The organism is Archangium lipolyticum, assembly GCF_024623785.1.
Taxonomy (GTDB): Bacteria; Myxococcota; Myxococcia; order Myxococcales; family Myxococcaceae; genus Archangium; species Archangium lipolyticum.
Map to the genome: position 1 here is coordinate 294,223 of NZ_JANKBZ010000005.1, position 18,738 is coordinate 312,960.

Here is an 18,738-nt window from a genome sequence, read left to right on the forward strand (position 1 = left end):
GGAGGCCGCGCATCAACCCGCTCGAGGGGGCTTCGAGTCCTGGCTACGGCTCGACGCCCCCGGCCAGCGTGCCATTGCGGTAGACGGTGATGCGGGTGTTCTCGCCGTAGGCCGTCTGGCCGCTCTTGAACGAGTAGTCATCCGCCTCGTTGAAGTTCGCCCAGTTCGACGTGTTCGCGCGCAGCTGGATGTCACCCGTGTCCTGGCCCGCCGCCAGCGTGCCGCCGAGGAAGCTGATCTCCAGGTAGTGGGTGGCGCCAGGACGCGGAGCGGCCAGCTGCACGGCCTGGAAGCTCATGTTCGAGCAGCCCTGGACGGCCCAATCGCAGACGATCTGAAGGGTGGCCGGGCTGTCCAGCGAGATGTAGTACCGGACCTTGAGGTCCGCCAGGTTGGCCGGCGTGGTGCCGCCGTTCTTCACCCGGAGGTGGGGCCTGACCTGGTTGTTGGCCGGGGCGTTGTTGTCTCCGTCGCGGTAGAGGACGGAGAGGGTGCCCGTGCTGACGGCCTGCGTCGTGGCGGAGACTTCGTTGGACGCGGCGGACTCGAGGGACGCCTTGTAGGCCGTCGCCTTGTAGTAATAGGTCGTGCTGGCGAGCAGGCCCGTGTCGGTGAAGCTGGTGGTGGTGCTGGTTCCCACCCGGTTCGCCGAGGTGATCGCCACGTTCGGCGAGGTGGAGCGGTAGAGGTTGTAGCCGGTGGCATCGGCGACGCCCGTCCAGCTCAGGTTGATCTGACTGGAGCTGGCCGCCGTCGCGAGCAGGCCGGTGGGCGCGGCCAGGACCTGCTCACCCGGAATCGCCGAGACCGCGCTGCTGTTGGCGCTCTCCCCGTTGGCGTTGGACGCGCTGACCACGAAGTAATAGGTCGTCCCATTGGTCAGCCCGGTGAGGGTGTAGGTCGTGCCCGTCACGGTCGTCACGTTCGTGAACGGTCCGCTGCTGGCCGTGCCCCGCTTGACGGTGTAGCTCGTCGCACCGAGCGCGGCGCTCCAGCTGAGCGTCACCTGCTGGTTGCTCGGAGTGGCCGTCAGGCCCGTCGGCGAAAAGGGCGGGTCATTGTCGCCAGTGGTCAGCGGGACGGCCGGATACGCGTTCTGGACCAGCATCGAGAACTGCTCGTGGAACCAGTGGCCGGACAGCGGAGCGTTCGGCAGGGCCCCGGTCTTCGTGTTGTACTTCGTGTCGTAGTCCGGGTTGCACATCGGGTCCGCGCCCTTGCCCTCGTTGTTCGGAATCTCCTTGCTGGCGCCGTCGGACTCGCCCGGCGGCTTGATCCAGACGAAGGCATCCAGGTGCGAGGCGGAATAGCCAGCCGGAGACGCCTGGGGCGGCTGACCCATGCCGGTACCACTGTGGTTGCACCAGAGGCCCCGGTGGGCCCGCCGGTCGACGCGGCCGGAGTTGGCGTACGTGTCGACCGTGGTACCGGTCGCACCCGTCGGCCGGTTGGGTCCGCCCCAGCCATTGCGCGATGTGTCGATGAGGAAGCCGATGTTGGCCGGCCAGCCCGCGGCCGTGAAGCCGGAGTAGAGGGACGCCGCGAAGTCGCTCTCGTCGAAGTTGGGGTTCCACTCGTAGAACTTCGCCGACTTGAGCTGCTGCCCGCCGACCGTCACGTTCGGATCCACCAGGTGCGGCTCCGCCAGGGGCGTGTAGTTGGACGTGTTGGTCACGAAGCCATCCACGCTGGACAGCCCGGCCGTCGTCGCGCCCACCACGGAGGTGTAGAGCGCGATCGTCTTCTGCCGGTTGTCGTCCCAGCCCAGCCAGCCCGAGTGGCCGATGTCCATGTAGATGTAGACATTCGGGATGGCGTGCAGCTTGTTCATGGCGTACTGCGCGGCCGCCACGTAGATGCCGCTGGAGTTGGCCTGGGCGCACTCCGGATCGCTCAGGTTGGTCACCAGGTTCGGCAGGCCGTCCGGCTCGAGGGCCGTGATGATCCGGATGTCCTGGTACTTCGGGTCGGCGAAGACGGCCGCGATGGCATCGATATACTCCGTCTTGTAGCGCTGCAGTCCCTCCGCGCTCAGGGGCAGCTCGCCGTTGGACGCCAGCGCCGCGCAGTCACGGCCCGGCATGTCGTAGACGACGAAAGTCGCGGTGATGGGCTGGCCGGGCTTCTTCTGGGCCAGCGCCAGATCCAGGTGGTCACGCAAGCTCTTGCGGCCGCCATTCACGCTGCCGCCATGAATCGCCGCGATGCGGTCGAGCCAGACCGCGGTCGGATACTTTTTGACCGTGCGCATCCTGGCGGCGAGGGTGCTGTCGGCCGTCTTGGCGATCGAGGTGTCGATCAGCGCCGCATAGTCGGGATTGACGTATGAGGTTGCGCCCTCGAATGGGTTGTCCACATGCACTGCCGCCGCTGCAACTCCTCCCGAGAGTGACAGGATTAGACTCGATAGGGTTGCCAGAGCCAGGAAACAGGTCCTTGCTTGCGCTCGTTGCATACGTTCCCTCCTGATGAAATCTTTCAGCAGTTCGGAAAAACGGGAAAGAACATCCCGACTTGCAAAACGATCAAAAGCCGTAACCCACATACAATGCAAACGTTCTCATTGCAACCTGTTCACCGAAAAACAGGGCTGGTTCCCATGCTCAATGTGTGAGCGGATTGGAATGTCTTCCTTTTCCTGCCACGGGAAATCTACGGCCTCGTGGCAATGAGGATGTCTTGCAGTGGTCACCAGCCCTGAGGAGGCCTCCGCGGAGCCGATCTCTCGACGCAAGGCGTCAAGGCTCGTTCGGGCATCGAAACGTTGTCATTCCGTTTGGGGGTGTCCAGGCCCCGGCCCATGACGGAGTGCGTCAGCTCCCGCGGCAGGCACCTCGTCCGGCAATGCCGCAATGACAGAGCCAGCCAGGCTCCTGCGGTGGCGATGTGATTCGGCGCGTCGTGCCGCGAAAAGATTGTCACCCAGCGATTTCTTCTGGATTTTACAGATTATCGGGCTCACCTTGTCATGGATGGGTACCCTGCGAGCGAATCTTGCGCTTTCGCGGGGAGGGCCATCCACCGCCAATCCAGCAAGCCCATGGCGGCGCATCGCTGATGAGAGACATGTCGAAGATGTGGTGCAACCTGTCTGTGGGGGTCACTGCTGTGCTCGTGAGACATCTCAATAGAAGCGGTAGTGCGTGTCTGTTGGCCGTCATCGTCAGCACGCTCCTGGTGGGGAGCGTGTCAGCGGCGAGGGCGGCGTCAGGTGCCGCATACACCTGGCGCAGCGTCGTCACGGGCGGTGGCGGTGGGTTCATCCCGGGAATCGTCTTCAACAAGAAGGAGAAGGATCTGATCTACGCCCGGACCGACATCGGCGGCGCGTACCGGTGGGATGCCGCGACATCCAGCTGGATTCCGCTCTCCGACTCGACGGGCTGGGTGGATTGGAACAAGAACGGCGTGGATGCCCTGGCGACCGATCCGGTCGAGCCGAACCGCGTCTATATGGCGACCGGCACCTATACGAACGACTGGGATACGAACGGCCGGATCATGCGTTCGACCAACAAGGGCGATACGTGGCAGGTGACGCCCCTCCCATTCAAGGTCGGCGGCAACATGCCCGGGCGCTCCATGGGGGAGCGGCTGGTGATCGATCCGAACAAGAACAACATCCTCTTCTTCGGCGCCCGGAGCGGCAACGGGCTCTGGATGAGCACGGACTACGGAGCCACCTGGACCCAGGTCACCAGCTTCCCCAACCCCGGGACCTATGTCCAAGACCCCACCAACTCCTATGGGAACGACATCGTCGGGCTGGCGTGGATCACCTTCGACCCGCGTACGGGTTCGGCTGGCAGCGCGACGCAGACACTCTACGTCGGCGTCGCGGACAAGGAGAACAACGTGTTCCGCAGCACGGACGGCGGTGCCTCCTGGGAGGCGGTTCCCGGGCAGCCCGTTGGCTATCTGCCGCACCATGGAGAGCTCTCCTCCACCGGCAACCTCTACATCTCCTATAGCGATGGTGTCGGCCCGTATGACGGCTCCAAGGGAGACGTGTGGAAGTTCAATACGGCGACGGGCGTCTGGACGAACATCAGCCCCGTTCCGAGCAGCAGCTCCGACAACTATTTCGGCTACGGCGGTCTGGCCCTCGATGCGCGCAACCCGGACACGCTCATGGTCGCCACGCTGAACTCCTGGTGGCCCGACGCCATCATCTTCCGGAGCAGGGACGGCGGTGCTTCCTGGACCCGGATCTGGGACTGGGAGGGGTACCCGAGCCGGAAGCTCCGGTATGCGCTCGATATTTCGGGCGCTCCCTGGTTGACGATGGGCATCGAGCCCATTCCTCCGACTCCCTCTCCCAAGCTGGGTTGGATGATTGGAGATCTCGAGATCGACCCGTTCAACTCCAACCGGATGATGTACGGAACGGGCGCCACCCTGTACGGCACGAACAACCTGACCGACTGGGATGTGGGCGGCACGGTGAAGATCTCCGTCATGGCGAAGGGAATCGAGGAGACCGCCGTCATGGAGTTGATCAGCCCTCCGGCTGGCGCTCCGCTCATCAGCGCGCTGGGCGATATTTCCGGCTTCCGCCATGACGACCTGACGGCACCGCCTTCCAAGACGATGTCCGTTCCGCAGTGGAGCACGACGTACGGCATCGACTATGCGGAGCTCAACCCGGGCTTCATGGTCCGTGTCGGGATGGCGGACTACGCGTCGGATGCCAATGCCCGGTCGGTGGGTCTCTCCCATGATGGAGGCGCCAATTGGTACAAGGCCAGCGCCGAACCGTCGGGAACGAAGGGCGGAGGGACGGTCGCGGTTTCGGCCGATGGCAACTCCATCGTGTGGAGCACGTCGGACGTGGGGGTGTATTACTCGAAGTCGGGCGGAAATGGATGGACGGCCAGTGCCGGCATCCCGGCGGGTGCGAAGATCGCGTCCGACCGCGTGAACCCGGGCAGGTTCTACGCCTACTCCGCCGGCAGGTTCTACGTCAGCACCAACGGTGGCGCCACGTTCACCCAGACGGGCGCGGCGGGTCTTCCCAGCAGCGGAGCCGCTTCTCTCAAGGCCGTCCCCGGCCGCGAGGGCGACGTCTGGTTCGCGGGTGGCAATGAGAATCCCGGTCCCTACGGCCTGTGGCATTCAACCGATTCCGGCGCCACCTTCACGAAGCTGGCGAACGTGCAGGAGGCCGATGGCGTCGGCTTCGGAAAGGCGGCACCGGGACAGGGCTACATGGCGGTGTACGTCATCGCGAAGGTCGACGGTGTGCGCGGCTTCTTCCGTTCGGACGACGCGGGCGCTTCCTGGGTGAGAATCAATGACGCTCAGCATCAGTATGCGAGGGTCACGACCATCACCGGCGATCCGCGCGTGTATGGCCGCGTGTACGTGGGGACGAACGGCCGCGGTATCATCTATGGCGAGCCTGCCGGTAGCTCGCCGGTCAATCAGTCGACCATCAACCCGACGAGCGCCTCCTTCGACAAGAAAACGGACAAGCAGGCCGACATCCCGGTGGCGATGACGCTGAATGGGAACACGCTGAGCAGCATCCAGAATGGCTCGGTGACACTCGTCGCCGGTACGGATTACACCGTGTCGGGCTCGACCGTCACCCTCTCGAAGCGCTATCTGGCCACCCTGTCTGTCGGGACGACGAACCTGACGTTCAACTTCAGCGCGGGTACAGCCCCCATTCTGGCAGTCTCGGTGATCGATACCACCTCCACTGGCTCGGGGGCCCTCAAGGTGCAGATGTTCAATGGGTCCACCGCGGCGTCCCTCAATTCCATCAGCCCGAGGTTCAAGCTGGTCAACACCGGAACGGGTCCCGTGGCGCTCTCCAACGTCAAGATCCGGTACTACTACACCATCGATGGAGAGAAGGCTCAGAGCTTCTTCTGTGATTGGTCCCAGGTCGGCGGTTCGAATGTCACCGGAACCTTCGTCAAGATGACGACGCCGACGCCCGGTGCCGATCATTATCTCGAGGTCGGTTTCTCCAGCGGGGCAGGCAGTCTCGCGGCCGGGCAGAGCATCGACGTCCAGGTGAGATTCGCGAAGTCCGACTGGAGCAACTATACGCAGACGGGTGATTACTCCTTTGCTTCCACCGGCGCGGCCTACGCGGACTGGACGAGAGCACCTGCATACGTCTCCGGGGGCCTCCAGTGGGGCAGCGAGCCTTGATGGCGCATCCGGGGAATGCGTAGTCCAGGGCCGGGGCCATGTTTCAGGCCCCGGCCCTGCCGGGCGGGAGCGCCTCAATCGACGACGGTGAAACTCCCCAGGTCCGTGGTCTGGCCATTGACGAGTGCCTCGACCCGGTGCGTGCCCGTGTAGTGCTTTCGCGTCGTCATCGTGGCGAAGGAGATCGTCTTCTCGAGGGTGCAGGATGCGCCAGGGAGGAGATCGACGTTGCCGCCCTTGAAGACCTTTGGACTGGCCGAGCCGTTCGCCTTGATGAAGTGCACGGCGAAGTCGACGACGGCCTGCTGCCGTGTCCGCGCGCGGTTGGTGACGGACAGGGTCATCCCCACGCTCTCGCCCAGCCGGACCCGCTTGGGCCGGAACGAGGCCGTCACCTCGAGCTCTCCGCCTCCGCGGAACCCGAGCACCGAGAGGGCTCGCGCGTCTCCTCGCTTCACGGCGGAGCGGAGCGCATGGCGGATGATCCACTGCCGTTCCGGTGAGGCCCCTTCACTCCACCGTGCGCAGGTGTCCACCAGGATGTCCGGATGGTCCTTGCCGATGTCGTTCAGGTTGTTGGCGACGGAGCGCCGGACGTAGAGCTCGGGATCGTCCTTGAGCAGCTCGAGCAGCGCGAGCACCGGGCGCGGATCCTCCTGGAACGCGCGGAGGCGGGAAGCCCAGGGCAGCCGGGGCCTCGTGCCCTCCGAGACGAGCCGCCGGACGTGGGCGCTCGGATCCTTCGTCCACTGCTGGAGACGGTTCAATGTCTCGCGTGGGTAGCGCTCGAGGAACGGGCGGATGGAGAACTCCGCGGTGAACCGTTTGGTGAGCTCGTACTGGGCGCGCATCGACGTCTCGAAATGGCCGAGCCCGTGCTCCGCTACGTACATGGTGTGGGGCAGGTAGATGAACACCCCCATGCCCTGGAGCTCCTGGCGTTCGAGCTCCGGCCCGAGCGAACGCAGGAGGATTCCGGCCGCGTGCTCGAAGTCACCCGGGAGCGCCCGGTGCATCGCCTGCATGATGTGGCGGGCCCGGCCCAGCAGCTCGTGTGCCTCGAGCCCCTCGGTGGCCTCGGCCAGGAAGCGTTGTCGCGGGAAGGACGGGTGGGCGCCATTCAGCATGGCGGCGATGCGCTCCACCACACTCCGGTTGAAGAAGTTCTTGAGCTGCTCCGGCATGGACCGGGGATTAGCGCGTCCTCTGGCGAGGCTCTAGTCGGGACTTCGAGGCCTCCTTTCAGCCGGGTCTCCCGGTGAAGTACAATTGCCGATTTATACGGCCTTACGGTTATTCTCATGACTCCGTGTCCTGACGAGAACGAGCTGCTGGAGTGGGAGCAGGGGCGCCTGTCCCCAGGCGCCGTGGCCGGGTTGGAGGCCCACCTGGATGGGTGCGCGGCCTGTTGCGCGGTGGTGGCGGGACTCAGGGGGGAGGGGGCCCTGTCCGCGGAGGGCCTGGAGCCCGTGGCGCCGCTCGTGCCGGGCGGTACGCCGGGGCCCGGGGCGCGCGTGGGGCGTTACGTGCTGCTGCGCCGCGTGGGGGAGGGGGGCATGGGGGTCGTCTTCGCCGCGTATGATCCGGACCTGGACCGGGAGGTGGCGCTCAAGCTGCTCAAGCCCGGGGCGGTGGCGGACGCGGAGGCGCGCGGGCGGCTGGTGCGCGAGGCCCAGGCGCTGGCCCGGCTGTCCCATCCGAACGTCGCCATCGTGCATGACGTGGGCCAGGACGGCGACACCGTCTTCCTCGCCATGGAGCTGGTGAGGGGGCGGACGCTGCGCCACTGGCTGACGGAGGCGCCGCGGCCGTGGCGCGAGGTGCTCTCTCGCTTCCTCCAGGCGGGCCAGGGGCTGGCCGCCGCGCACGCGGTGGGGCTGGTGCACCGCGACTTCAAGCCGGACAACGTGCTGCTGGGGGACGACGGCCAGATACGCGTCACCGACTTCGGCCTCGCGCGCGCGGTGACCGCGTCGCTGTCCACACCGGAGCCGTGGGACGGGGAGGGCCGCGCCTGGCAGGCTCCGCCGGGGGGCGGCGACACCCTCAGCGGTGTCCGGCTGGGCACGCCCGCGTACATGTCCCCGGAGCAGTGGCGGGGCCTGCGCGCGGACGCGCGCAGCGACCAGTTCAGCTTCTGCGTCGCGCTGTACGAGGCCCTCTTCGGCCAGCGGCCCTTCACGGGTGGCACGGCGGGGGAGCGTGCCCGGGCCCTGCGCGAGGGGAGGGTGACGCCGCCGCCCCGTGGCTCGCGCGTGCCCGGCGCCGTGCGCGACGCCGTGCTGCGCGGCCTGGCCGTCGAGCCGGCCTCGCGCCACCCTTCCCTGGACGCGCTTCTCTCCCGGCTCGAGTCCGGCTCGCGCGCGCACCGCTGGCGCTGGGCGGCGGCCGCGCTGGCCACGGGCGTGGCGGCCAGCGCCGCCGCGGGCTTCGTCCTGGCTCGGGGTGAAGCCGCGCAGGTGTGCACCGGCTTCGAGGCCCGGCTGGAGGGCACCTGGGACGCGGCGCGCCGGGCCCGGCTGGAGCAGCGCTTCCGTCAGGGCGCGCCGCCGGTGCCAGGGGACGCCTTCGACTCCACCACGCGGGCGCTGGATGCCTATGCCCAGGCCCTGGTGGCCCAGGAGCGGCAGTCCTGCGAGGACACGCGTGTGCGGCAGTCGCAGTCCGAGCGGCTGATGGACCTGCGCGCCGCGTGCCTGGATGGCCGGCGCCAGGCGTTGCTCGTCCTGGTGGAGCTGCTGGAGGGGGGCGAGCGGGAGGCGCTCAATCGGGCGTCCGAGGCCGCGCGGCAGCTCCCCTCCCTGGCCGCGTGCGCGGACCGGGACGCGCTCGCCCGCGTGGATCCGCTGCCGGAAGCCCCGGAGGCCCGGCGGGAGCTGGCGGCGCTGCGCCGGGAGCTGGACGGGCTGCGCGTGCAGGGCGCGGCCGGGTTCCATGAGCGCGCGCTGCCCCGGCTGGAAGAGGTGGTGGCGGCACTGCGGGGATTGGGACACCGGCCCACGCTGGCGTGGGCCCTGCTCCTGCTGGGCGAGCTGCGGGGCACCGCCGGCAGCTTCGCCGCGGCGCGCGAGGTGCTGGAGGAGGCGGTGCGCGTGGCGGAGGCCGGGCACGACGACGAGACGGCCGCGCGCGCGTGGAACCGCCTCCTTTATACGGAAGTCCAGGGCATGGGCCTGGTGAAGGAGGCCCAGCGCACCGCGCGCATGGCGGAGGCGGCCCTGGAGCGGCTGGGGCCCGAAGCCTCCCTGGAGGTGGCCGCGGAGCTGCGCCGCGTCCGCAGCAGCCTCAGCTACCGGCAGGGCGAGTACGCGCGCGCACTCACGGACGCCAGCGAGGCCCTGTCCCTGCTGGAGCGGGCGCGCGGGCCCCAGGACGCGGCGCTCGCGGATGTCCTGACCGGCATGGGCCTGGCACTCAACGCGCTGGGGCGCTACGCGGAGGCGGAGCGGCACTATTCGCGCGCCCTGGAGCTGGTGAGGGCGGTGTACGGCCATGAGCACCCGCTGTGCGCGGCGCACCTCAGCAACGTGGCCACCGCGCTGCGGCTCCAGGGGAAGGTGGCCGAGGCGGTGGCACGCTACGACGAGGCGCTCGCGCTGGCCGAGCGTTTCCTCGGGGCGGAGCACTCCAGCACCAGCATGATCCGGGTGAACCTGGGAGACGCGCTCTCGCGGCAGGGCCAGCTGGCGGAGGCGCTGCCTCACTACGAGCGCGCCCTGGTCAGTCTGCGCAAGGGAGGGGAGGGCGAGCAGCTCCGGGTGGCCACCGTGCTGCTGAGCCTGGGCAGTGCACGGGCGGACCTGGGACAGCTTCCGCAGGCGGAGGCGGCCTACCGCGAGGCGCTCGCGCTCCAGGAGGCGGAGCTCGGCCCCCGGCACCCGGACGTGGCCCTGTCGCGCAACAACCTGGGCTGGGTGGCGCTGACCGCGGGCCGCCTGCTCGACGCGCGCGCCCACTTCGAGGCGGCGCGCGAGCTGTGGGAGGCCACGCTCGGCCCCGGACACCCGAAGGTGGCCAGCGCGCTGTACAACCTGGGGCAGGTGGAGCTGCGCCTGCGCAGGGTGCGCCCGGCGCTCCTCCACCTGCGGCGGGCGCTGGAGGTGCGCGAGAAGTCGCTCGGGGCGGAGCACCCCCGGGTGGCGCAGACGCTCGCGCTGCTGGGCGAGGCGCTGGTGGAAGGTGGCCAGCTGCGCGAGGCCCGCGAGCCGCTGGAGCGGGTGGTGGCGCTCTCCACGCGGGTGGAGCTGGCTCCGCCCGACCTGGCCCGGGCGCGCTTCGCGCTCGCCCGCGTCCTCTGGCAGTCGCACGGAGAGCGGCCCCGGGCGCTCTCCCTGGCGCGGGAGGCCCACGAGGCCTACGCACGGAGTGCGCCCACCTTCATGCCCCGCGCGCGCGAGGTGCAGTCCTGGCTGTCGGCCCACGGCCCCTCCTGAACCGGGGTGCTGTGTCTCATTCCCGCCCGCGAGGGTGGGCTTGTCGGTGGAGGTGGTCCGTGACGTCTGAGCAGACCGAGTCCTTCCTGTCGCGGGCGCCGCACGCGCTCGTCCCGGCGCTGCGGGCACTTCCCGGCCTGGAGGAAGCGCTCGCGGGGCTGGTGTGCGAGGCGCGCGAGGCCTGGCCGGAGGTGGGCATGGACGTGGGGGCCTTCCTGGCGCACGTGGCGGAGCGGCTGCCCTCCACGGGCGAGGCCCGCGAGGTGCTCGCGAGCCTGCGCGCGGAGGATTTCTTCCTCGCCTTCGCCTGCGTGCGGGGGGAGGCGCGGGCGCTCGAGGCGCTGGACGCGCACGTGCTGTCCCAGGTGGGGACGTGGCTGCCACGCGAGCAGCCCGCCCTCGTGGACGAGCTGCGCCAGCTGTTGCGCCAGCGGCTGCTGGTTCCGATGGATGGGGCACCGCCGAAGCTGGCCTCCTACTCCGGGCGCGGTCCGCTGGGACAGTGGGTCCGGGCAGTGGCGCTGCGGCTCCACATCGACCGGCAGCGCGCCGCTCCGCGCGAGCTGCCCCTGGAGGCCGCCCCGGTGGCGTTGGCGGATCGGCTGGGCGCGGACCCCGAGCTGGCCTTCATCCGCGAGCGGCACCAGGAGGACTTCCGGGTGGCCTTCCGCGCCGCGCTGGGCCGGCTGGAGGCCCGGGAGCGCAACCTGCTGCGGCTGCACCACGTGCACGGCCAGTCCATGGACGCGGTGAGCGCCACGTACCAGGCGCCCCGCTCCACCGTGGCGCGCTGGATCGCCCGCGCCCGCGAGCGGCTGCTGGCGCTCACCCGCGAGGAGCTGACGGCGCGGCTGGGGCTGTCGTCTGACGAGCTGGACAGCCTGCTGCGCCTCGTGCGCAGCCAGCTCGACGTCAGCCTGCGCCTGCTCATGGCGGACTGACCTTCTCGACGTCTGGGGCTCCTCTTCGAGTCCCGGGAGGAAGTGGAGTGACGAAGCCCCTGGTGGACGTGGATGTGGTGCCGGCGCTGGCGTTCTGCCTCACCGACGAAATGGCGCCCTTCAGCTCCAGGTGGCACGCCCACCGCAAGCACCAGCTCCTCTACTCGGCGCGAGGCGCACTGCACCTGGAGGTGGAGCAGGCGCAGTGGCTCCTTCCTCCTCAGCGCGCGGCGTGGCTGCGCGCTGGGACGCTTCACCGGGTGCGGGCCTCCCAGCCGGTGAGTCTGTGCACGGTGTACCTGGAGCCGAAGCTCGTCCGCGCGCCTCCCGAGGAGGAGTGCCGCGTGTTCCTCGTCGGGCCCCTGGCGCGGGAGATGCTTCTCCATTCCGCACGCTGGGGCCCGGAACGTCCGCCGAAGGAGCCCGTGGCGGACAGCTTCTTCGAGACGTTGTCGCACCTGCTGTCCGAGTGGGCCATGACGGCACGGGACTGGCGCCTGCCGCGGGCCCGGACGCCAGAGCTGGGGAAGGCCATGGCCTTCACGCTCGAGCACCTGGGGGAGCCGCTCTCCCTGGAGGACGTGGCGCGCGCCGCGAGGCTGTCGTCGAGGACGCTCGCGCGGCGCTTCGAGGAGGAGGCGGCGACGACGTGGCGGAGGTTCCTCCACGATGCGCGGATGTTGCGCGCCATGGAGCTGCTCGCCGAGGAAGGGGCGCGGGTGACACAGACGGCCTACGAGGTGGGCTTCGAGAGCCTCGCGGCCTTCACCCATGCCTTCCACGCCTTCTCCGGCGAGAGCCCGCGGGACTTCCGCCAGCGGGTGGCCCGGGGCGCGGAGCCCCAGGACCAGGGGGCACCGGCTACCCGCCGCAGGCGAGCTGGTTGACCAGTCCGTATACGCTGTACTGCACCATGTACGGCAGCGCGTACTGCGGGAAGGCCTGGGCGGCGCGCTGGGTGAGCGCCTCATGGTGGGGTCCGGCCTCGTCGCCGCACAGCTGCGCCTTCCGGTCCCCCAGCTCCGTGGCGTACGTGGACACCAGGGCCCTCATGGTGTCGAGGTACTGCTTCTGCTCGGCGATGACCGTCTCCACGGGCGCACTCCCGCCACGGCCGCCATACACCGTGGCGCCCTTCCACGTGGCCAGCTCGTCGAGTGCGGCCTTCCAGGAGTCGAGATCCGGCACCGCCTTGCCCTCGCGCAGTCCGCCCTCCAGCCACGCATGGGCGCGGAAGTGGACGAGGTCGCCCACCACGAGCGCCTTGCGCCGGGGCAGGTACGCCACCGTCTGCGTGGTGGTGACACCCGGGTGCTGGAGCACCTTCAGCTCCACCTCGGCGCCGCCCTCGAGCGGCAGCGTGAAGCTGTCCTTGAAGGTGACGTCCACCGTGGCCTGCCGCGGGTAGGTGTCGTCGGTGAACATGCCGGCGACCTTCGTGAAGTAGTACTTCTTGTACGCGTGCACTGCGGGGATGGCCGCCGCGGTGGCCTCGCTGGCCACCACCCTGGCGCCCTCGCGCTGGAACACCGCCGCGCCGTTGAACTTGTCCGGGTTGGGATGGGTGAGGACGACGTAGCGGATGGGATTGCTCGTCTTCGCCTTGATGGTGGCGAGCACCTTCTGCGCCTCGGCCTCGGTGAACTGGGCATCGAAGACGACCACCTCCGCGCCGGTGTCGTAGAAGAACGAGTGTGTGTCGAAGCCGTTGGCGTCGCTGGTGTACCTGGCCAGCTCGGAGTCGATGAGCTTCGGGGCACAGCCGCTCGCGAGCAGTGCGCCCAACACCAGGGTCATCAGGGAGTTGCGCTTCATGGGTCTTGTCCTTTCGTGAGTGCGCGGGGGAGTTCCCCCCGCCGACAGGACCCAATGTGCCCCGGGTGCTCGTGGCGCGCTTTCGCGTATCGGACAGATACTTGTTCGAATTCGCCAGCCGCTACCGGCACCACCTTCGTTCGGCCATCACCGCGAGGGCGAGGCCGATGGCGTACGCCAGGAGGTCCCCCACATCGAAGGTGGAGCCCGTCACGATCACCAGTGGATCCGACGGGCGCGTGGTGAAGAGGCGCGCCCATTGCGCCAGCTCGATTCCGACGGCCAGCACGGCGATCGCGCTGGCACGAGCGGTGACGGAGCCTCGCCAGAAGAGGCTGAGCAGATGATAGAGAAAGCCAACGACGAAGAGATCTCCCAGCGTGCCTCGGGTGAAGCGCCAGCCGGGGCCTCGGTAGAAGAGGACGAAGAGGCCCGCGGCCAGGAATGCGGACCCGGCGGCGAGGTGGAATCGGCGGAAGTTGTCGGGTTGCCGCTGCATGGGACTCCATCAGGTCTTGGGTTCTTCGATGATGGCTTCGTAGGGCTCGTACTCGACCTTCCGGTAGGTGCCTTCGTCGATCGCCAGCGTGTGGAACTCGTCCTCGCCCCGGCTGTTCTCGAAGGCCACCTCGATCCAGATCTTGCCGAACATGTCGATCATCCAGACCTTCCACAGGAGCCTGGAGTCGATCACCCGCTGGTACAGCTCGCTCGTGTCTTCGTGGTCTGCGAGGTCCGGGTCAACCGGTGGCCGCAACTCCTTCGGAAGCTTCAAATCCTCCGGAAGGGTATGGACCCGGATCAGATAGTCGAGGGTCTTCTTCATCATGGTTTCAACCTGGGGGCGACACATGCGCGAGGAACTTCGGCACGTCGACGTCCTGATGCTAGCGCTGGGTCTCCGCCTTGCCATGGTACTTCTGCTCGTGGATGTGCGTATCGAGCCACTCTCGAGCACGCTTCTGCGGGCATGTCTCTTTCTCACTGAAGGGCCGTTTTGTTGATAGGACGGGCACGATGACCCCTGGACAGCCCGCTTCGCTGCAACTGCCGTCCTTCCTGCATGGCACGCTTCGCTCGGTGCAGCAGAAGACGAAGAGGGAGGGCTTGCGATGTGGCGAGCAGTACCGGGAGGACGGCACCATTCCCGTGCCCCGGCAGATGTTGGAGGTGCCTGCGGGCGAGGTAGTGGTGGCGCACGAGGTGGTGGATTTCCAGCGCGAGCGCCCGGCTTGGCGGTTGTACATGGTGTCCGATGTCATGGGTGGTATGCGCGAGGCGTTGGACTGGCAGAACACGTTGCCCGCGAGGGATTCCTACGAGGCGTGTTGTCTCGAGACGGCCTGGGGCGCGCTGTTCTTCGCCCTGGCTCAAATGGGCCCGGTAAGCGCGGAGCGCACGGCGCGGCGTCTCCAGTCAGTGCTGCGCTTCTGGGAATCGCTCCAATCCGTGCGCTACCTCTTCAAGAAACTGGGGGCGGCGCACACTTTGGAAGAGCTGATGGTGGCCTCCTGCGGCTGGGCCATGGACGCGTGGTGTCCGGAGGGAGAAGTCTCGGTGCGAGCGCGCTTGGAGAATGCAGCGGAGCTCATGGCGAGGGCGACGCGGGAGGATTGTGTCGAGGCTATTTTCCGGCAGATGCCGCAGGCCCTCGCGCATGCGGGCAAGTTGAAGCACCGGCAGGTGGCCGACCCCGCCTTCCAGCGCGAACGTCTCGCCAAGCTCGATTCCAGGTCCTTCGAGCGGGTGTCCGGTGCGTGTACAGGTGAACTGATCTCGCTGCTTATTGGCTGGGACCGAGATCTCGAGCGGCAGTAGGCGAGTGTAGCCAATTCAGATGAGGGGGGCACCCAAGGTCGAGAGTGCCCAGGCAGGTTCGTCGCATGACCTGACGGGGGGAGGCATGGGCTTCGCTCGGCTTCTCGCGTCTACTGTTTCTGACTCCACGTCTGTCTGAGTGGGTAGCGGGAGGTGCTCGTGCGTATCGCCGTCTGGTGTATGTCCATGTTCCGGGCCGTGCGGTGTGAGATGGCGCTGCTGTTCTTGTCGGTGCTCGCCGGCTGTGCGACTGCCTCCGGTGAGCGGACTTCTTCAGCCTGGAGCCAGGAGGCGCCACGGTTCGGGGCACCGCTGGTTTCCACTCCACCGCCACGAGTCCTGCTGGCCATGAGTGATGGGCCAACAACAGGTGGGGATCCTTCCGGCCCAACTGTCCAGGGCTATAACGTCCCCGGCCGGAATCTGGATTCGCAGATGCCCTGGGAGTTCTTCCTGGGCAATGCCTCGCACCGACTCATTGCCCTCGTGTACGGCGTCAATCACCCAAGGAACAAAGCCTACTTCAACACCAAGTCGATCAAATTCATTCTCGATGAAACGAGTGTCGGAGACGCGTCCCTGCTGTTGCCAAACGAGCGCGAAATACGCCCAGACATCACCGATGTCTCTCTCCTGAGTCTTTTCGAGGTCAAACCCTGGGGTGAGCGAGCCCTCCGAGATGGCCGCGAGGAAGCTCGCAAGTATCTGGCTGCACTGAATCGGGCCACCCCGAACGACAAGCGCTTTGTGGGGGGCACGGACTTCCAGGGAGAAATCCTCGTCCGCTTCGCTGGTGGACAATACATCTGGCGACTGGAGTGGAAGAACCCCGAGCCTGGAGTGATCCAGTACAAGTGGACGCGCAGCCAGCAACGCTTCGAGTCCGAGGCGGCGGCATTCGAGGCCGCACAATGGGTGGAACTCACCGAGCAGGAACTGCGGCAGTATGGTGGGTGGGTGAGTCAGGCCGTGGAGGGCATGGTGAGTCGGCGTGAGAAACTCGTCACCATCAGCGGGACCGTGGGCATGGTCATCGATCTCGTCGGAAGTGTTGCGACGACGGTGCTATGGGGAGCGATTGTGGGCCAGATGGGCTCGGGGTCGGGGACCGGGCAGCCACCAGCGCAGGGCGGTGGACAGGTCATTCCCTTCCCGGCGCGGTCTCCACCCACTGCCCCCTCAGTGCAGGTGCCGGCTGCCGCGCGCATGCCCCTTCCTCGCTGAAAGGTTGTTTTGATAGGACGGGAACGATGACGCTTAGACAGCCCGCTTCACTGCATCTGCCGTCCTTCCTGCAGGGCACCTTTCGCTCGGTGCAGCAGAAGACGAAGAGGGAGGGCTTGCGATGTGGCGAGCAGTACCGAGAGGACGGTACCTTTCCTGCTCCCCGGCAGATGTTGGAGGTGCCTGCGGGCGAGGTCGTGGTGGCCCACGAGGTGGTGGACCTGCAGCGCGAGCGCCCGGCCTGGCGGCTGTACATGGTGTCGCATGTCATGGGCGCCTTGGCTCCGGATGGGCAGAGCGCGTTCCCGGTGAGGGATGATTATGAGGCGCTCTTCCGAGACACAGTTTGGGGGGCGCTGTTCTTCGCGACGACACACATGGGCCCGGTGAGCGCGGAGCGCACGGCGCGGCGTCTCCAATCAGTGCTGCGCTTCTGGGAGCCGCTCCAGTCCGCGCGCTATCTCTTCAAACCACTGAGGGGGGCACAGACGTTGGAGGAGGTTATGGTGGCTTCCTGTGATTGGGCCATGGATGCGTGGTACCCAGAGGGAGGCGCCTCGGTAAGGGCTCGTCTGGAGGTCGCGGCGGAGCGCATGGCGAGAGCGACGCGGGAGGACTGTATCGATGCCATCCTCCGGGAGATGCCAAGGGCCCTCGCTCATGCGGGCAAGTTGAAGCACCGGCAGATGTTGGCTGATCCCTCCTTCCAGCGTGAACGCCTCGCCACGCTCGACTCCTGGTCGTTCGAGCGGGTGTCAGGTGCGTGTACGGGGTATCTGATCTGGCTGCTGACTGGCTGGGACCGGGAACTTGGGAGGCAGTAGGAAGATTCAATAGGCCGAGGCCCTGGCGAATCACCGGAACGAGTCGACAATGAATGCGTCTGCGATGGAGTAATCGAGGATGGCGGTCCCGGGCTTTGACTCGGGCCTCTTCCTGAGCTGGCCGTTTCCGAGCCGGGCCACTGCGCAGATGGGCACTTTGTCACCGCCGTCCAATGGATGGGCTTCGTAGTACCGGACGACGACTTGTGGTCCGCTCGTCCAGACCCGCCCATACAAGCGTGCGGGACCTTCGAGTGTACCGATGTCCTCCTTCAAGACACTTTCCACCGGCCCGTCATAGAGCGTGATGGGCGTCGCGCCCATCTGGTTGGCGTCGAGCTCCACGAGTGCCGCGTCTCCAACGTGCAGCTTCAGATACCGCATGACTTCGAGCGCTTTCGCCGGGCACGCCTCGGGGCCGGGGGTGCCATCGGGACGCAGCCTCACGTCCCCCGCGATCGTGGTGCAACTCGCGGACGTCAAAAACAAGATTGCGGACAGGCGCGTGAAGGCTTTCGCCATGGGCATGACGACCGCTCCTACTCGCGAATGAGACGGTGATCCAGAGAAACCATGACCTGCAGGGACCCGTCGCTTCGGAATATCTCCAGGGTCAAGTCGACAAGACCCTGCTCCGAAATGAAGGCGCTCTTGTCCGCTACGACCGCGATATTCCCCGACGCACCAGGGACGAGCTCGGCCCGGTTCATGCGAAGCGCGAGCGGTCTGGCGGTGCGCGATGTCAAATCCGAGGACAGTCGCGCATCCCCGAATCTCCACGGCCTGGCGGAGCCTGTGTTGGTGAGCTGAAACACAGCCGCTGCCTTCCCTTTCCCAGAGAAGACTCTCACAACCATGTCCACTTCGCCGTCCTTGAGGACGATGGTTTGTTCCTTGCGAAAAGGTGCCTGCTTCTCGGCGCCATTGGCCAGAAGCGTGGCGTAGGCATGGTCAATCGAGTTCTCTTCCTTGCGATGACGCTCGTTCTCCTCGCGCAGCTCCCGCTCGCTCTCGAGCGCGCGATACAGGGATGAGAGCACAGCGTCGTATCCCTCGCGGTTCGCGAAGACGTTCACCTGTTGGTCGATCTCCCGGTCGTCATAGGTCTGCCGATGTGCGGTGACGATGAAGGGGATCTCCGTCCCGTCCGTGAGCGTCACCATCAGCATGAACCGGTCCTCTGGCGTAAGGTCGCGCAGAGGGTAGAGAACCACCGACCTGCCGCCACAGAGCAAGGGCTCGAAGTGCCCTTCCCATCCCAGCATCTTCGTCCGCTCGGCATCACACGGCTTCTCGAAGCGCAGCACGGTGGCGACGCGGCCACCCACGTACACCTTGGAGGCCTCGCTCCTCGGGTGCTCCGAGAGGATGAGCGTCCTCTCGTTGGGCGAGTGCTCCTTGCCCTCCCTGGCCACGGCCTCGGATGCCAGGAAGGCCAGGAGAAGGGTAGACCGCAAAAGTAGGAGTTTCCGCATGGTGCGGCACAACCTACTGGAACGGATGGCGGGCGGCCAGTCT

14 protein-coding genes are annotated in these 18,738 nt (G+C 67.2%); 7 read left to right on the forward strand and 7 right to left on the reverse strand.

The genetic code is table 11. The annotated features are described in order from the left end of the window. Nucleotides 1-43: 43 nt before the first annotated feature. Nucleotides 44-2,356: a glycoside hydrolase family 6 protein gene (locus tag NR810_RS14090; protein ID WP_257452785.1), complete on the reverse strand. Its 2,313-nt coding sequence runs from the start codon at nucleotides 2,354-2,356 to the stop codon at nucleotides 44-46. Between the two features lie 794 nt (nucleotides 2,357-3,150). On the opposite strand from NR810_RS14090, the gene NR810_RS14095 reads away from it, so the two are divergent. Then, a complete protein-coding gene (locus NR810_RS14095) occupies nucleotides 3,151-6,165 on the forward strand; it encodes a X2-like carbohydrate binding domain-containing protein (RefSeq protein ID WP_257452786.1) in 3,015 nt (1,004 codons plus the stop codon). Nucleotides 6,166-6,239: 74 nt separating this feature from the next. Here NR810_RS14095 and NR810_RS14100 read toward each other — a convergent pair whose 3' ends face one another. Then, nucleotides 6,240-7,349, reverse strand: coding sequence for a DNA alkylation repair protein (locus tag NR810_RS14100; protein WP_257452787.1), 1,110 nt, complete (start codon nucleotides 7,347-7,349; stop codon nucleotides 6,240-6,242). A 117-nt stretch (nucleotides 7,350-7,466) separates the two neighbouring features. On the opposite strand from NR810_RS14100, the gene NR810_RS14105 reads away from it, so the two are divergent. Genes NR810_RS14105 through NR810_RS14115 form a run of 3 tightly spaced genes read left to right on the forward strand, consistent with a single transcriptional unit; the run spans nucleotide 7,467 to nucleotide 12,426 of the window. Further along, nucleotides 7,467-10,598, forward strand: coding sequence for a tetratricopeptide repeat protein (locus tag NR810_RS14105; RefSeq protein ID WP_257452788.1), 3,132 nt, complete (start codon nucleotides 7,467-7,469; stop codon nucleotides 10,596-10,598). A gap of 59 nt (nucleotides 10,599-10,657) precedes the next feature. Next, entirely contained in the window at nucleotides 10,658-11,539 is an 882-nt protein-coding gene (locus tag NR810_RS14110; protein WP_257452790.1) for a sigma factor-like helix-turn-helix DNA-binding protein, read from the forward strand. A 47-nt stretch (nucleotides 11,540-11,586) separates the two neighbouring features. Further along, nucleotides 11,587-12,426: an AraC family transcriptional regulator gene (locus NR810_RS14115; RefSeq protein ID WP_257452791.1), complete on the forward strand. Its 840-nt coding sequence runs from the start codon at nucleotides 11,587-11,589 to the stop codon at nucleotides 12,424-12,426. Here NR810_RS14115 and NR810_RS14120 read toward each other — a convergent pair. From NR810_RS14120 to NR810_RS14130, 3 genes are all read right to left on the reverse strand, one after another. Continuing rightward, nucleotides 12,401-13,354: an MBL fold metallo-hydrolase gene (locus NR810_RS14120; RefSeq protein WP_257452792.1), complete on the reverse strand. Its 954-nt coding sequence runs from the start codon at nucleotides 13,352-13,354 to the stop codon at nucleotides 12,401-12,403. The genes NR810_RS14115 and NR810_RS14120 overlap by 26 nt on opposite strands. Nucleotides 13,355-13,475: 121 nt before the next feature. Next, complete coding sequence (locus NR810_RS14125; protein ID WP_257452794.1) at nucleotides 13,476-13,853, reverse strand: DUF2809 domain-containing protein; 378 nt, start codon at nucleotides 13,851-13,853, stop codon at nucleotides 13,476-13,478. 9 nt (nucleotides 13,854-13,862) lie between these two features. Further along, nucleotides 13,863-14,183: a hypothetical protein gene (locus tag NR810_RS14130; RefSeq protein ID WP_257452797.1), complete on the reverse strand. Its 321-nt coding sequence runs from the start codon at nucleotides 14,181-14,183 to the stop codon at nucleotides 13,863-13,865. A 188-nt stretch (nucleotides 14,184-14,371) separates the two neighbouring features. On the opposite strand from NR810_RS14130, the gene NR810_RS14135 reads away from it, so the two are divergent. The 3 genes from NR810_RS14135 to NR810_RS14145 all read left to right on the forward strand — a co-directional run bounded on the left by NR810_RS14135 (nucleotide 14,372) and on the right by NR810_RS14145 (nucleotide 17,220). Further along, the gene (locus tag NR810_RS14135) at nucleotides 14,372-15,172 is read left to right on the forward strand and encodes a hypothetical protein (RefSeq protein ID WP_257452799.1); all 801 of its coding nucleotides are present in this window, start codon (nucleotides 14,372-14,374) and stop codon (nucleotides 15,170-15,172) included. 159 nt (nucleotides 15,173-15,331) lie between these two features. Beyond that, the gene (locus tag NR810_RS14140) at nucleotides 15,332-16,396 is read left to right on the forward strand and encodes a hypothetical protein (protein WP_257452802.1); all 1,065 of its coding nucleotides are present in this window, start codon (nucleotides 15,332-15,334) and stop codon (nucleotides 16,394-16,396) included. A gap of 26 nt (nucleotides 16,397-16,422) precedes the next feature. Next, on the forward strand, nucleotides 16,423-17,220 hold the full coding sequence (locus tag NR810_RS14145) for a hypothetical protein (RefSeq protein WP_257452804.1): 798 nt from the start codon (nucleotides 16,423-16,425) through the stop codon (nucleotides 17,218-17,220). A 30-nt stretch (nucleotides 17,221-17,250) separates the two neighbouring features. On the opposite strand, the gene NR810_RS14150 is transcribed toward NR810_RS14145, so the two are convergent. Together NR810_RS14150 and NR810_RS14155 are read right to left on the reverse strand one after the other, a co-directional pair. Further along, entirely contained in the window at nucleotides 17,251-17,748 is a 498-nt protein-coding gene (locus NR810_RS14150; protein ID WP_257452806.1) for a serine/threonine protein kinase, read from the reverse strand. Nucleotides 17,749-17,759: 11 nt separating this feature from the next. Further along, on the reverse strand, nucleotides 17,760-18,695 hold the full coding sequence (locus NR810_RS14155; protein WP_306818185.1) for a DUF2381 family protein: 936 nt from the start codon (nucleotides 18,693-18,695) through the stop codon (nucleotides 17,760-17,762). Between the last annotated feature and the right edge of the window lie 43 nt (nucleotides 18,696-18,738).

Bases quoted from the DNA above. Each gene is read 5' to 3' on its own strand.
- NR810_RS14100 (WP_257452787.1), bottom strand. From the start codon at position 7,349: ATGCCGGAGCAGCTCAAGAACTTCTTCAACCGGAGTGTGGTGGAGCGC.
- NR810_RS14105 (WP_257452788.1), top strand. From the start codon at position 7,467: ATGACTCCGTGTCCTGACGAGAACGAGCTGCTGGAGTGGGAGCAGGGG.
- NR810_RS14120 (WP_257452792.1), bottom strand. From the start codon at position 13,354: ATGAAGCGCAACTCCCTGATGACCCTGGTGTTGGGCGCACTGCTCGCG.
- NR810_RS14125 (WP_257452794.1), bottom strand. From the start codon at position 13,853: ATGCAGCGGCAACCCGACAACTTCCGCCGATTCCACCTCGCCGCCGGG.
- NR810_RS14130 (WP_257452797.1), bottom strand. From the start codon at position 14,183: ATGATGAAGAAGACCCTCGACTATCTGATCCGGGTCCATACCCTTCCG.
- NR810_RS14135 (WP_257452799.1), top strand. From the start codon at position 14,372: ATGACCCCTGGACAGCCCGCTTCGCTGCAACTGCCGTCCTTCCTGCAT.
- NR810_RS14145 (WP_257452804.1), top strand. From the start codon at position 16,423: ATGACGCTTAGACAGCCCGCTTCACTGCATCTGCCGTCCTTCCTGCAG.
- NR810_RS14150 (WP_257452806.1), bottom strand. From the start codon at position 17,748: ATGCCCATGGCGAAAGCCTTCACGCGCCTGTCCGCAATCTTGTTTTTG.
- NR810_RS14155 (WP_306818185.1), bottom strand. From the start codon at position 18,695: ATGCGGAAACTCCTACTTTTGCGGTCTACCCTTCTCCTGGCCTTCCTG.